Genomic DNA, 12,977 nt, shown 5'->3' with positions numbered 1-12,977 from the left:
TACGAGTGTTTTTAAATTATGATGGCAAAACAAAATGCAATATTGATTTTGTGCCATAATCGTTGCTAAAGTGAATATCCCCGTTCAGCTTTTTGCTAAGTGCCATAACAAGCTGTAAGCCAAAAGATTGCTTCTGTGTTGGGAGGAAGTCTTTTGGAAGTCCTTTACCATTATCGCTAACGGTTAAAGTATATTGCTGGTTGTGGTTGCATTGCAGGCAGATGTGCAACAAGCCGCATTGTTCTGCAGGAAACGCATACTTTAACGTATTGGATACGAGTTCGTTTACAATAAGGCCTAAGGTTATGGCCGAATCAATATCTACTTTTATAGTGGGCACCTCCATCTGCAGCACTATTTGCTGCTCGTCTACGCCATACGAAGCATACAGGCTTTCGCAGATGCCTTTAAAGTAATCCTCTAGGTCTATCTGGCCCAGATCGTCATGGCGGTACAAGCGCTCGTGCAGAATAGCCATAGAGCGTACGCGGCTTCGGATGGCCCGCATAACATCTAGCGCCAGCGGGTCGGCCACATGCCGGGCCTGCAGGTTCAGCATGCTGATTACGATCTGCAGGTTATTTTTAACCCGGTGATGAATTTCCTGCAGCAGGGTTTCTTTTTCGCGGTTTTTGCGCTCCAACATCTGCGTACGATGCTGTACTTTCATCTCCAATAAGCTATTCATCTTAACCAAGCTTTGCTCCCGCAGGCGCACCACACTCAGGATAGTGCCGGCTATAACCAGCAGCAACACGCCGATGAACCACTCGCGCCGCCAGATAGGAGGCACAATGGTAAAGGCATAGGTCAGCGGCGAGGGTGTCCAGTAGCCGTCGTTGTTCTGGGCCAGCAGCTCAAAAGTATAGGAGCCGGGGTCCAGGTTAGCATAAGTCGCGTACGACTGCTTTGTTGCCGGAGACCACTGCTCCTCGTAGCCGGCCAGCCTGTATTTATACTTTACTTCGCTTGGGGCCGAAAGGTTAATGCCATGGTAATCAAATGTAATATGATTCTGGCTATACGGCAGCCGCAGATTCTGGGGCAGGTGCGTAACAGAGTCAGGCGGGTACCCTAACTTTTCCCAGTCCGGCGGCTTCAGAAAAAGCAGGATATCTGTTAATTTCAGCTGGGGGTATACCCTGTTACGGCGGTCGAGTTGGGGGATATATTTGGTAAGTCCTTTGGCCGTGCCAAACCACATGGCTCCATCGGCCGTCTGCGTAATGGCATTGTACTCTACCTCTATGCCCCGAAAGCCATCCTGGTTTGTAAACGCACGGTAGCTGAGTTTGCCTGACTGGCGTAAAGGTCTCAGGCGTATCTTCAGCAGGCTTCGGCTGGTGCCTACCCACAGGTTATCCTGGGCATCCACATACAAGCTCCTGACACCTTCGTTGGGTAGGCCGTGGGCTTCGTTCAATAGCTGCGCCTCCCCCGATGTCAGCATAACGATGCCATAGTTGAATGCGCCAAAATAGAGGTTGCCGGCTTTGTCTTCTGCAATAGCGGTTACTTCTTCCATGGGGTAAGATGTTAACTCCTGCGGAGACTGCAGCTGGCCGTTCTCTAACCGGTACACACCAGAAGCTGTTCCAAACCACATCCGGCCCTTGCTGTCGCGCAGAATGCAGTTAATATGCAGCGGATCTTTTACTGCCGGCGCTTTAAACGTGGTAAAAGTTTTATCTGACAGGCGGACGGCACCATTCGCAGTTGCAAACCACAGGTTGCCGGCCGAGTCAGCAGCACATTGGTACACGGTATTGGAGGGAAGACCATCCTCCAGGGTATAATGCTTTGTCACTTTAGGCGTTATCAGCCAGATGCCATTGTTGGTGCATGCCCAAGTCGTATCCGCCCCTGGCACCCACAGGTCATATAGCGTCGTGCCCTCTGGCCAGGCTGGCTTCTGAAGCCATTTGGGCTTGCTTCCCTGCATAAAAGCGGCATAGCCATCGTCTGTACCAAACCAGACGCGCTCCTGCGCATCCTTTGCCAGGGCCGTAATGCGGGGTTCTGCCAGTAGATCAAAGTTAAAGTAATGCACAAACCAAGGTGATTTGTACTGCTGTAGCCCATAGCCGTCGGTGCCGATCCAGATGTTGCCTTCCACGTCTGTTGCCAGGGTGTTGATGTGATTGGTACGAAGTCCGTTGGCCCGCGTAATGTGGGTAAGGCTGTTATCTTGCAGCTTCAGCAGGCCACTGTTAGCCATCCCGATCCACAAATTGCCATAGCCGTCTTCTACAAAGCTGCTCACATTGGCGAATGCTACGGAACCAGGTAGTTTATACGTCTTCAGGCTGCTATCGCTGATGCGGGCAAGCCCCACGGTGGTTCCTACCCATACTATGTCCTGGTGCAGGATCAGGCTGGTGATGTTGTTGCCGGGGAGCGCACTGTTACGAACAGTATAATGGCGGGGCTGTCCGCCCACATGGTAAAGCCCATCAGACTTGCTGCCTACCCATACATCATTGGTTGCTGTAATGAGCAGCGCCGTGTAAGCCTGCGCCGGAAGGCTAAGGTCCTGCATAAATCTATCGCCTACCAGGTAGTACAGCCCTTGTTCCGAAGCTACCCACACGCGCCCCATTTTATCCTCTGCCATGGCATGAATGCCCGTATCCGGCAGGCCATTGCTGCCTCCATAGCGCTTAAAGCCCTGGTTGGTATAGAGGTTAAGGCCATGATCAGAAGTGCCAGCCCAAATCCGCCCTTTGCTGTCCTGTAGCAGGCAGGAGACGTTGTTGCTGCTGAGGCCCTGTTGCTTGGTAAACGTCCGGAAGGTGCTGCCGTCGAAGCGGCTGACGCCGCCGCGGGTAGCCAGCCAGAGCTGCTGCTGGTTGTCCTGCAGAATATCGTTTACCTGCGACTGTGGTAAGCCGTCCTCGAGCGTCCAGTTCCGGAAGTTATACTGCTGTGCCTGCCCCAGAAACGGGCAGATAAGAAGCAGAAGCAGCAGGTAATGCTTCTGCAGCGTGAGCCCTACAAGGCGACAGGTATACATAGTTGCAGTGATGGGTCGTGCTTTATTTATTCCATACGTGAATGAGCAATATAGTTCTTTTATTATCCTTTTTAGAAGAAAAATTTTAAGCCTGCTCCCGGAAAAGCTTCCGGCGCGGTACTTCTGCAGAAAAAAACGATATTTGTACGTGCTTCAAATCCTGGCCACCGCAACAACAATGCAAGTAAACCTTTCTGTCGTGATCATCACCTTCAACGAAGAAGCCAATATCGGGCGTTGCCTGGATTCGGTGCAAGGTGTAGCCGATGAAGTGGTGGTGGTGGACTCTTTCTCGACTGATCAAACAAAGGCGCTTTGCCTGCAGCGGGGCGTAACGTTTTTGGAGCATCCGTTCAGCGGCCACATTGAGCAGAAGAATTATGCCCTTACGCAGGCTGCTTTTGAGTATGTCCTGTCGCTGGATGCCGACGAAGCGTTGACAGATGAGTTAAAAGCAGCGGTGCTTGAGGCTAAAAACAACTGGCAAGCTGATGTATACGGCATGAACCGGCTTACCAGCTATTGCGGGAAATGGATCAGGCACGGCGGGTGGTACCCGGACCGGAAACTACGCTTGTTTGACAGGAGAAAAGTGGCCTGGGGTGGTCAGAACCCACACGACACGATCATACCTGTTAAAGGAGCTGTCATTGCAGGGGTAAAAGGCGATCTGCTGCATTACTCCTATACCAGCATCCGCCAGCACCTCACCCAGATCAATAACTTTACAGATAGCGCCCTGCAGGAGATGATACAACGCGGCAAACGGGTATCCATGCTGGGACTGGTGCTAAAGCCGCCTTTCCGGTTTTTCAGAATGTATTTTTTGCAGCTGGGGCTGCTGGATGGCTTCGAAGGTTTTTGTATTGCGATGCTGTCCTCGTATGCGGTTTTTGCGAAATATGCCAAGCTATACATGTATAATAAGTATAAAGAGCAGGATGAAAACGATTCTGATAAGTAGAACAGATGCCATCGGCGACGTAGTATTGACGCTGCCCATGTGTGGCTGGTTGAAAAAAAAGCTGCCTGGCTGCCGGATCATCTTTCTGGGTGCTACTTATACACAGCCGGTAATTGCCTGCTGCGAACATGTGGATCAGTTTCTGAACAAAGACACACTAAACGCGCTGCCAGAAGAAGAACAGGTCCGCCTGCTGCAGGCACAGCACATAGATGCTGTCATCCATGTGTTTCCGGACAGAACATTTGCCCGGTTGGCTAAAAAGGCAAGTATTCCGCTGCGGGTAGGTACCCGGAACCGTTGGTTTCACTGGCTGACTTGCAATAAGTTGGTCAAGCTGTCGCGGAAGAACTCTCCTTATCATGAAAGCCAGCTAAACATGTTTTTACTCGAAGGGATTGGCATACATGAGTTCCCGCCCTTGGCTGAAGTATACCAGTACACGGGTTTTACTAAGATAGCCCCCTTGCCCGCTTGGCTGCAGCAGGAACTCCAGAAACAGCAGGAACAACAGCTACATGTAATCCTGCACCCTAAATCAAGAGGCAATGGCCGTGAATGGGGGCTGGATAAGTATGCCGCCCTCGCCCGCCGCCTTCAGGAAGCAGGCCACGTTATATTTATTACAGGGTCAGGGGCCGAGCATGAACTGCTGAAAGATTGGTTGAAGGAGCAAGTGCCTTTTGCACGTGATCTGACAGGTAAACTCTCGCTAACAGAGTTCATCAGTTTGGCACACGCCGCCGACGGGCTGGTAGCCAGTGGCACCGGTACGTTGCATATTGCAGCTGCTACAGGCAGCCATGCCTTGGGGCTTTTTCCGCCGGTGCGGCCGGTGCACCCGGGCCGCTGGGCGCCCATTGGTGAAAAAGCTACGTATCTTGTAACTGAAGAAGGGTGTACCAACTGCGCTGATCCGGCACGATGCACCTGCATGGAACAAATAACTGTAGCGCAGGTCTTTGAGCAGGTGCAGGCATGGGCCACCAGCTTATAGGGGTGCTATGGCTCACATTTATGTGCAATTAGTAACTTTTTTGCTGTATTTTTGTATGTGTACCTATGTAGCGGCGGTAATTGGCTCTGATCAGGCGCTGGCCTGGCCATAAAGCAGCCGCTGCCCTGAGAATAAACGAAAACCACATGAGCGAGCAAACAGGTAAACAAATGAGTAAAGAGGAGAAGGATGCACGGTTTGAGGCCGAATTGCTTCCTGTGCTGGACCCTCTGTACAATTTTGCCTACAGGCTCACCTTAGACGAAGACGATGCAAATGACCTGGTTCAGGAGACGTATCTGAAGGCTTACCGCTTTTTTGACTACTTCGAGCAAGGAACTAATGCCAAAGCATGGCTGTTCCGAATCCTGAAGAACTCATTCATTAACGAGTTTCGGAAAAAGAGCAAGCAGCCGGCTAAGGTAGACTACAGCGAGGTAGAGGGGTATTACAACTCCGAAGATGTGGAAGGGGAAGGCGGCGTTGCCACCACCACCGATATGCGCACCGAAAGTGTGCAGGACCTGATCGGGGACGAGGTGGCCAGCGCATTGAATGCCCTTCCTGTTGACTTCAGAACTGTGATTATCCTCTGCGACCTCGAAGGCTTCACCTATGAAGAAATGGCCAAGATCCTGGACATTCCCATTGGTACCGTTCGATCACGACTGCACCGCGCCCGGAATTCTTTGAAAGAGAAGTTGGAGAAATATGCCAAGAGCATGGGTTATAATGGTTAAAGAATTTTAAAGAGATAGCGTAAGATGGAAGCAAAATTTACAGAAGCTCAGGAGCAGCGTGCGTCCGAAACCGAGCACGAGTCTGACTGCGATAAAGTAGTAAAACTATTAGATGCCGTTGTGGACGGCGAAGCTACCCCGGAGGAACAGACCTTTTTTAATATTCATGTTGAAAACTGCGTACCCTGCTTCGAGAACCATCAGAAGCAAAAGCTACTCAAAGGGCTCGTCAGTGGCCATCTCAAACGTATTATCGTGCCCGAACGCCTTTCTCTCGCCATCAAAGCTAAGATTCAAGAAACCGTATAACCCCTGATGCAAGGTAAGATTATCATCTTCTCGGCGCCTTCCGGTGCCGGTAAAACCACTATTGTAAGACATCTGCTCAGCGTTAACCCCGACCTGAGCTTTTCTATATCGGCCTGCACCCGCGACAAGCGTGGCCGCACCGAAGAAAACGGCAAAGACTACTACTTTATCACTCCCGAAGATTTCAAGAAAAAGATCGGCAACGACGAGTTCGTGGAGTGGGAGGAAGTATACGAGGGAGCCTTTTACGGCACGCTCAAATCTGAAATAGAACGCATCTGGCGGAGCGGCAAGCATGTAATACTGGATGTGGATGTAAAAGGCGGACTTAGTATCAAGCACTTTTACAAAGAGCGTGCCTTGGCGGTGTTCGTAAAGCCCCCGTCGATAGATGAACTGGCTAAGCGCCTCACAGCCCGTAACACCGATTCGGCTTCCAGTATCTCCAGCCGCGTATTTAAAGCTAAGTTTGAGTTAGGTTTCGAAGATCAGTTCGATAAGGTGATCGTGAACGATAACCTGGAAAGAGCCTGCGCCGAGGCAGAGAAAATGGTCAACGCATTTCTGAGCACCCAGCCTGCCATCGTATGAAAGTCGGGCTGCTGTTCGGCTCCTTTAATCCCATCCACATCGGGCACCTGATCCTGGCCAACTTTATGGCGACCAACACCGACCTGGATACTGTCTGGTTGGTTGTGTCGCCGCAGAACCCTTTCAAGCCCAGTAATACGCTGCTGCCTGAGTTTGATCGGCTGCAGATGGTTACGCTGGCTATAGAGGATAACCCGAACCTGGGTGTGTCGAGCATTGAGTTTAGTATGCCTAAGCCCAGCTATACTATCGATACGCTTACGTACCTGCAGGAGAAGTATCCCAGCTACGAGTTTGTGCTGATCATGGGAGAGGATAACCTGCCGCTGTTTCCTAAATGGAAAAATGCCGATCGCATCCTGCAGTATCACCAGGTATATGTGTATCCCCGTTCCGGCTCCACTACCACCGAGTTGCCCGAACTGCCTGGCGTCACTTTCGTCAAAGCCCCTGTTCTGGATATCTCCGCCACCTTCATCCGCCAGTGCATCCGGGAGGAGAAAAGTATCAAATACCTGGTGCCTGATGAAGTAGCCGCTTACATCAAAGTGCATAAGCTATATGCCTAGTATAAGCTTATTTTTTGCGTATGCTTCAGCGAATAGCAGAGGGGTGCGCCTCTAAGTATAAAGAAGGCCAGTTTCAGGTACAGTGTACCTTTGTAGAAGCGCTTGAAGTTCTTGAAAAAGTATAGCAGCTTAAAACCTGTATATGCCAGGTAATTGTCATATTTGCGGTGGTAGTATAGCAGCGAGATATAGTTTTCCCGGAGAATGACGTAGTTGCGGTTGGTGCTTTTGCCCATGTGGTGGATGAAGCGGGCCTCGGGAAGCAGGTAACAACTGTATCCTTTATTTTTCATCCGCTTGGCAATGTCCTCTTCCTCACAATAAAGAAAGTAGTTGGTGTCAAAGCCACCAATCTCCGCCAGTTTCTTAAAATCTACAAACATGGAGGCGCCTGTCACCAGCGGCACCTGCAGCGGCTCTGTATACTGCACCTTCTTTTTAGGATAATCTTTTGCAGCAAACGCTCTGACAGCGCCGGAACCTGCCACCTTCAGAGCTATACTTGGTAGATAGCCGAACGAATGATGAAACGACAGATCCGTGTTATACATTTGCCCGCAGCAGATGCCGGCATCCGGGTGCGCCTGCATGAAAGTATAAAGCAGGTGCAGGTTATCGTTCAGCAGCACGCAATCGTTGTTCAGAAAATAGCTGTACTCGGCGCTGGCAAACTGCAGCCCATACATGTTGCCACCCGAAAAGCCAAGGTTAATGATGCTCCGGTGGATGCTCAGGTGCGGCCAGTCCTTTGTTTGCTGCACCAAGTGCTCGTAATCTGCCGGAGCAGAGTTGTTATCCACCACAATAATCTCATACGAAAGGCTAGTGGAGGTCTGGTCAAGGATTGAGCGGACGCAGTCTATAGTATAAGCCGACGAGTTGAAGTTGATGATGATAACGGCTACTTGCTTCATGCGGTATGGAGTAGAAGTATAGGGTGGCTGCATTATAGTTGCACAGAAGCAGGAGGTTGAAAATGCTGGCGCGCACAACTTCTGCTATAAACAAAAGACCTCACAGCAGGTGAGGTCTTTTGTTTCAGTATAAAGCAAACAAAGGTTATACTGTCATGATTTCGGCTTCTTTTTTTGTAAGAAGCTCATCTATTTTAACGATGTAGTTGTCGGTCAGTTTCTGCACTTTACCTTCTGCATCGCGTACGGCGTCTTCGGCAGTGCCTTCTTTCTGCAGCTTGCGCAGTGAGTCGTTTACATCTTTGCGGATGTTGCGAATGCTGATCTTGCCTGCTTCGGTTTCATTCTTCACCTGCTTTACCAGTTCACGGCGGCGTTCTTCAGTCAGGGCCGGGATGTTCAGGCGAACTGCGTCAGCTTCCTGCTGCGGGTTCAGGTTTAGGTCACTGTTTTTGATGGCTTTGTTGATCTCACCTAGCATGTTTTTCTCCCATGGCTTGATTAACAAAGTACGTGCGTCTGGCACAGCAACGTTGGCCACCTGCGAGATAGGCGTAGGAGTGCCGTAATAATCTACCCGAAGGTCCTCCACCATGGCTGGCGATGCTTTGCCGGCACGGATCTTCATTAGTTCGCTGCCCGTATGCTGCACCGCTTTCTGCATCGACTCTTCTGCTTCGCTAAGGTAAAACTGAATTTCTTCCGTCATATCAATTGTAGCTTAATAAGGTTCTGATAAAACTATAAGTATAGGCTTACGGCAAAATTACTAATTTTTGCCGTATTTCTGCTCTGCTTCGGAGGCTTGTATCTGCTCTATCGACTCATTTAACGACTCGGCGATCTCATCCATCGTAACAAGCGTGCCGATTGCCTCGCCCTCTACCAGGCGCTTCAGGTTTCCGGCTGTGTTCATGTCGAATACGATGATAGACAATCCGTTTTCTTTACAAAGTGTAAAGGCAGTCATATCCATCACATTCAGTCCTTTTTCAAATACTTCTTTAAAGGAGATGTTACGGTAGAAAACCGCATTGGGATCTTTCTCCGGGTCAGCGGAGTAGATGCCATCTACGCGGGTGCCTTTCAGTACCACATCCGCTTCGATCTCTATCGCGCGGAGCGAAGCCGCTGAGTCGGTGGTAAAGTATGGGTTCCCGGTGCCAGCCCCGAAAATGACCACACGGCCTTTCTCCAGGTGGCGAACGGCGCGGCGGCGAATATATGGCTCGCATACCTGCTGAATGTTCAGGCCGGAAAGTAAACGGGTATACACGCCCAGTTTTTCCAATGCGCTCTGCAAGGCCATGCTGTTGATCACAGTTGCCAGCATACCCATATAATCTCCCTGCACCCGGTCTAGGCCCACCTGCTCGGCCTGCACGCCCCGGAATATGTTGCCGCCGCCAATCACCACGGCCACTTCCACACCCATGCTTGCTACTTCCTTGATCTCTTTGGCATACTGGATCAGCCTGTTGGAGTCGATGCCATACTGCTGATCTCCCATTAGCGCTTCGCCACTCAGCTTGAGCAAAATTCGTTTGTACTTCACGGTCTCTATCGTATTGGTTATGGTTTCTGTGCACACAAGAAAGCGGCCACCGTGGCAGCCGCTTTTACTTTAACTTCATACTTAAAAAAGGAGCAACACCTGGTTCTTTTCCACGTTTTGCCGCTCCTGCACTTTTATCTCTTTTACCACGCCATCTCCCGGCGATTTAAGTATATTTTCCATTTTCATGGCTTCCAGAATCATGATCGGATCACCTTTTTTAACCTCCTGGCCCGGTTGCACCTTAATACTAAGTATAAGCCCCGGCATGGGAGCCTTTACGTCGTTCACCTTCCGTGCGTTGGCATCACTCATACCCAGCTTGTCGAGCAGCAGGTCGAAGCGGTCTTTAACATGCACTGTTTGTGTGATGCCGTTGATCTTGAAAGTAAATGTTTTGGCGGTATAGTCGGCCGCTACCACTTCTGCCGTATACGATTTGCTATCCTTAATAATATGGTAGGTGTTGGGTCCGATAGGGGAGATGTCCCAGTGGAAGGGAATATCATTAAGAAGTATTTTATCTTTCTGAATATCAACCTGTGCTGTTTCGCCGTTACCGGTTTTTACCTGGAGCATCTTATCGTTTCTGTGGGTTTCGACCTTAAAGTTAAAGGATTTCTCAGAGTATTTTTAGAACTTGACCTCAAAATTAAATCAATCCACCATGAATCATAGGTTTTTGAGTGCCGTTAGCCTGGCGGCAACCCTGGCAGTGGCTACAAGCTGCGGAACCAGCAAAGCAGTTGTAGATACAGCTGCTACCGCGCCCGCCACTGCTACGACAACCAAAGTTGCTGCACCTGCCGATACCGTGCCGGTATGGGCACCCAAGAAGTATAGCTTTAATCCCTCTCGCACTTTAGAGAACGACCTGCTGCATACCACGTTGCGTGTCAGCTTCGACTGGCAGAAGCAGTACCTGAACGGCACCGCCGAGATTACCGCCAAGCCCTGGTTTTACCCGCAGAATACACTTGTGCTGGACGCCAAAGGGATGGACATTCACAGCGTAAGCCTGATGAAAGGCTACGACGCCACCCCCCTCAAGTATGACTACAATGGCCAGAAGCTGATCATCCACCTGGATAAGACCTACACCCGCGACGAGCAGTACATGGTGGAGGTGAACTATACTGCCAAGCCGAATGAACTGCCAGCCGGAGGCAGCGCGGCCATTACCGAGAACAGGGGCTTATACTTCATCAACCCGCTCGGCGACATTCCGAATAAGCCGCAGGAGATCTGGACGCAGGGCGAAACCGAGGCAAACTCCGCCTGGTTTCCAACGACCGATTCACCTAACGAGCGCATGACGCAGGACGTGTACATCACCGTTGATCCGAAGTATACGACGCTCTCTAACGGCGCTTTCGTTTACTCCAAACAGAATGCCGACGGTACTAAAACAGACTACTGGAAACAGGAACTGCCTGCCGCGCCTTACTTAACGATGATGGCCATTGGCCAGTTTGCCGAGGTGAAAGACAAGTGGCGCAACAAGGAAGTTAACTACTATGTGGAGCCGGCCTATAAAAATACTGCCAAAGCTATTTTCGGGCATACACCGGAAATGATGGAGTTCTTCTCCACTAAACTGGGCGTGCCTTACCCGTGGGCCAAGTATGCGCAGGTGGTGGTGCGTGATTTTGTTTCCGGAGCAATGGAAAACACATCGGCAACGGTGCTAATGGAAGACCTGCAACTGAACAAACGCGAGCTGCTGGACAAGAACTGGGATGGTATCATTGCGCACGAGCTGTTCCACCAGTGGTTTGGCGACTATGTAACGACCGAATCCTGGGCCAACTTGCCGCTCAACGAGTCGTTTGCCAACTACTCGGAGTACCTGTGGGCGGAGCACAAGTTTGGCCCCGACGAAGCGGCTTACCTGCAGATGGACGAGATGGGCCAGTACCTGGATGAAGCGGAGACAAAGCGGGAGCCGCTCATTCGCTACTACTATAATGATCGGGAGGATATGTTCGACAGCCACTCCTATGCCAAAGGTGGCCGGGTGCTGAACATGCTCCGCCACCTGGTAGGCGACGATGCCTGGTGGGCTTCGCTCAATTTATACCTAACGCGCAACAAATTTACAGCCGTAGAGGTGGCAGAATTACGCATGGCGTTTGAAGATGTGACCGGCAAAGACCTGATGTGGTTCTTCGACCAGTGGTTCACAAAACCGGGCCACCCGGAGCTGAAAGTGACACACAGTTATCAAAACGGGCAGCTCGCCCTGCATGTAGTGCAACAGCAGGACACCACCTACATGCCGGTTTACCGCCTGCCGCTCAAAGTGGCTGTGTGGGCCAATGGTCAACGCACCGATTACCCGATCGTGATCGACAAAGCGGACCAGACCTTTACGTTTCCGGTGGCTACGCAGCCGCAGCTGGTGCGCTTTGATGCCGAAGACCAATTGTTGGGTATTGTTGACGACGACAAAACACAACAGGAGCTGATCTATGAGTTTTACAACGCAGGGAGCTTTGCAGCCAAAACAGAAGCCATGACGGAGCTGAAGGATAAACTGAGCAACCCGGAAGTATTGAAAATGATGCAGGCCGGCCTGAAAGATCCGTATTGGCGCGTAAGAAGTATGGCCCTCAACAACCTGAGCAACCTGAAAGAAGCGCAGGCTGCTATAATGGAGAACGAGGTGAAGCGCATGGCACAGCAGGACGAAGAAGGAGCGGTACGATCGGACGCTATACTTGCCTTGGCAGGTTGGGGTGGCGAAAAGTACAGACCACTTTTTGAGCAAGCCATGAACGATAGCTCTTACCAAGCAGCAGCAGCCGGCATACTGGCCTATGCCGGCACCGGTGCTCCGGACACAAAAGCCAAGCTGGCCCGCTTTGAGCAGGAGAAAAATGAAGAAATCGTGCTGGCGCTGGCTTCTTATTATGCCGTGCAGGGTGGCCCCGAAAAGTTTGACTGGTTCCTGAAGCAGGTAAAACAGGCTAAAGGCGGCACATTATACTATGTGCTGCAAAGCTTCGGCGCTTACTTAGCCGCTAACAGTCAGGCCAATACGCCGGAAGTAATCGCTTTGCTGGGAGACTTAGCTCAAAATAACAATTTATACTATGTAAGGGGTGCTGCTTACCAAGCGCTTATGGTCATGTCGGAGCGGCCGGAAGTACAGGCTTTGCTGCAGCAACTCAAGCAAAAAGAAACGGATAAGCGGCTGCTGGATATGTATCAGTAGCCTACAAATGAGCGGTAATCAGAAATATTTAAACTTTTTTTCAGAGAATATTTGACAGGAAAGAAAAAGCGGTTAATTTTGCATCTCCTTAGAACGAAACGCGCTGCA

General features: G+C 50.7%; 12 protein-coding genes. 7 read left to right on the top strand and 5 right to left on the bottom strand.

Annotated features, from left to right (window positions below; genetic code table 11):
• Positions 1–16: 16 nt before the first annotated feature.
• The gene (locus tag ABDW72_RS03985; protein WP_347157165.1) at positions 17–3,013 is read right to left on the bottom strand and encodes a two-component regulator propeller domain-containing protein; all 2,997 of its coding nucleotides are present in this window, start codon (positions 3,011–3,013) and stop codon (positions 17–19) included.
• 178 nt (positions 3,014–3,191) lie between these two features.
• On the opposite strand from ABDW72_RS03985, the gene ABDW72_RS03980 reads away from it, so the two are divergent.
• The 6 genes from ABDW72_RS03980 to nadD all read left to right on the top strand — a co-directional run bounded on the left by ABDW72_RS03980 (position 3,192) and on the right by nadD (position 7,183).
• Complete coding sequence (locus ABDW72_RS03980) at positions 3,192–3,977, top strand: glycosyltransferase family 2 protein (RefSeq protein WP_347157164.1); 786 nt, start codon at positions 3,192–3,194, stop codon at positions 3,975–3,977.
• A complete protein-coding gene (locus ABDW72_RS03975; protein ID WP_347157163.1) occupies positions 3,955–4,974 on the top strand; it encodes a glycosyltransferase family 9 protein in 1,020 nt (339 codons plus the stop codon). Before ABDW72_RS03980 ends, ABDW72_RS03975 begins: the two co-directional genes overlap by 23 nt.
• 146 nt (positions 4,975–5,120) lie before the next feature.
• The gene (locus tag ABDW72_RS03970; RefSeq protein WP_347157162.1) at positions 5,121–5,714 is read left to right on the top strand and encodes a sigma-70 family RNA polymerase sigma factor; all 594 of its coding nucleotides are present in this window, start codon (positions 5,121–5,123) and stop codon (positions 5,712–5,714) included.
• Positions 5,715–5,738: 24 nt separating this feature from the next.
• Entirely contained in the window at positions 5,739–6,023 is a 285-nt protein-coding gene (locus ABDW72_RS03965) for an anti-sigma factor family protein (protein WP_347157161.1), read from the top strand.
• Between the two features lie 6 nt (positions 6,024–6,029).
• Positions 6,030–6,614: a guanylate kinase gene (gene gmk, locus ABDW72_RS03960; protein ID WP_347157160.1), complete on the top strand. Its 585-nt coding sequence runs from the start codon at positions 6,030–6,032 to the stop codon at positions 6,612–6,614.
• The gene (gene nadD / locus ABDW72_RS03955; protein WP_347157159.1) at positions 6,611–7,183 is read left to right on the top strand and encodes a nicotinate (nicotinamide) nucleotide adenylyltransferase; all 573 of its coding nucleotides are present in this window, start codon (positions 6,611–6,613) and stop codon (positions 7,181–7,183) included. Before gmk ends, nadD begins: the two co-directional genes overlap by 4 nt.
• Here nadD and ABDW72_RS03950 read toward each other — a convergent pair.
• The 4 genes from ABDW72_RS03950 to ABDW72_RS03935 form a co-directional block, all read right to left on the bottom strand.
• Positions 7,180–8,130 (bottom strand): glycosyltransferase family 2 protein, encoded by a 951-nt coding sequence (locus ABDW72_RS03950; protein WP_347157158.1) that lies wholly within the window; start codon positions 8,128–8,130, stop codon positions 7,180–7,182. The two genes, nadD and ABDW72_RS03950, sit on opposite strands and share 4 nt — an antisense overlap.
• Positions 8,131–8,242: 112 nt before the next feature.
• Positions 8,243–8,806, bottom strand: a complete 564-nt coding sequence (gene frr / locus ABDW72_RS03945; protein WP_347157157.1) for a ribosome recycling factor — start codon at positions 8,804–8,806, stop codon at positions 8,243–8,245.
• A 60-nt stretch (positions 8,807–8,866) separates the two neighbouring features.
• Complete coding sequence (gene pyrH / locus ABDW72_RS03940) at positions 8,867–9,652, bottom strand: UMP kinase (RefSeq protein WP_347157156.1); 786 nt, start codon at positions 9,650–9,652, stop codon at positions 8,867–8,869.
• 81 nt (positions 9,653–9,733) lie between these two features.
• Positions 9,734–10,231, bottom strand: coding sequence for an acyl-CoA carboxylase biotin carboxyl carrier protein subunit (locus ABDW72_RS03935; protein WP_347157155.1), 498 nt, complete (start codon positions 10,229–10,231; stop codon positions 9,734–9,736).
• An 88-nt stretch (positions 10,232–10,319) separates the two neighbouring features.
• Between ABDW72_RS03935 and ABDW72_RS03930 the strand changes: the two genes are divergently transcribed.
• A complete protein-coding gene (locus ABDW72_RS03930; protein WP_347157154.1) occupies positions 10,320–12,869 on the top strand; it encodes a M1 family aminopeptidase in 2,550 nt (849 codons plus the stop codon).
• Positions 12,870–12,977 lie beyond the last annotated feature (108 nt).

The organism is Pontibacter chitinilyticus, assembly GCF_039748935.1.
Lineage (GTDB): Bacteria > Bacteroidota > Bacteroidia > Cytophagales > Hymenobacteraceae > Pontibacter > Pontibacter chitinilyticus.
Note: the sequence above shows the minus strand (reverse complement) of the source record. Positions and strands in the feature narration are given on the sequence as shown.

Excerpts from the sequence above, each read along its gene's own strand:
- ABDW72_RS03985 (WP_347157165.1), bottom strand. The coding sequence starts at position 3,013 with ATGTATACCTGTCGCCTTGTAGGGCTCACGCTGCAGAAGCATTACCTG.
- ABDW72_RS03980 (WP_347157164.1), top strand. The coding sequence starts at position 3,192 with ATGCAAGTAAACCTTTCTGTCGTGATCATCACCTTCAACGAAGAAGCC.
- ABDW72_RS03975 (WP_347157163.1), top strand. The coding sequence starts at position 3,955 with ATGAAAACGATTCTGATAAGTAGAACAGATGCCATCGGCGACGTAGTA.
- ABDW72_RS03970 (WP_347157162.1), top strand. The coding sequence starts at position 5,121 with ATGAGCGAGCAAACAGGTAAACAAATGAGTAAAGAGGAGAAGGATGCA.
- ABDW72_RS03965 (WP_347157161.1), top strand. The coding sequence starts at position 5,739 with ATGGAAGCAAAATTTACAGAAGCTCAGGAGCAGCGTGCGTCCGAAACC.
- gmk (WP_347157160.1), top strand. The coding sequence starts at position 6,030 with ATGCAAGGTAAGATTATCATCTTCTCGGCGCCTTCCGGTGCCGGTAAA.
- nadD (WP_347157159.1), top strand. The coding sequence starts at position 6,611 with ATGAAAGTCGGGCTGCTGTTCGGCTCCTTTAATCCCATCCACATCGGG.
- ABDW72_RS03950 (WP_347157158.1), bottom strand. The coding sequence starts at position 8,130 with ATGCAGCCACCCTATACTTCTACTCCATACCGCATGAAGCAAGTAGCC.
- frr (WP_347157157.1), bottom strand. The coding sequence starts at position 8,806 with ATGACGGAAGAAATTCAGTTTTACCTTAGCGAAGCAGAAGAGTCGATG.
- ABDW72_RS03935 (WP_347157155.1), bottom strand. The coding sequence starts at position 10,231 with ATGCTCCAGGTAAAAACCGGTAACGGCGAAACAGCACAGGTTGATATT.
- ABDW72_RS03930 (WP_347157154.1), top strand. The coding sequence starts at position 10,320 with ATGAATCATAGGTTTTTGAGTGCCGTTAGCCTGGCGGCAACCCTGGCA.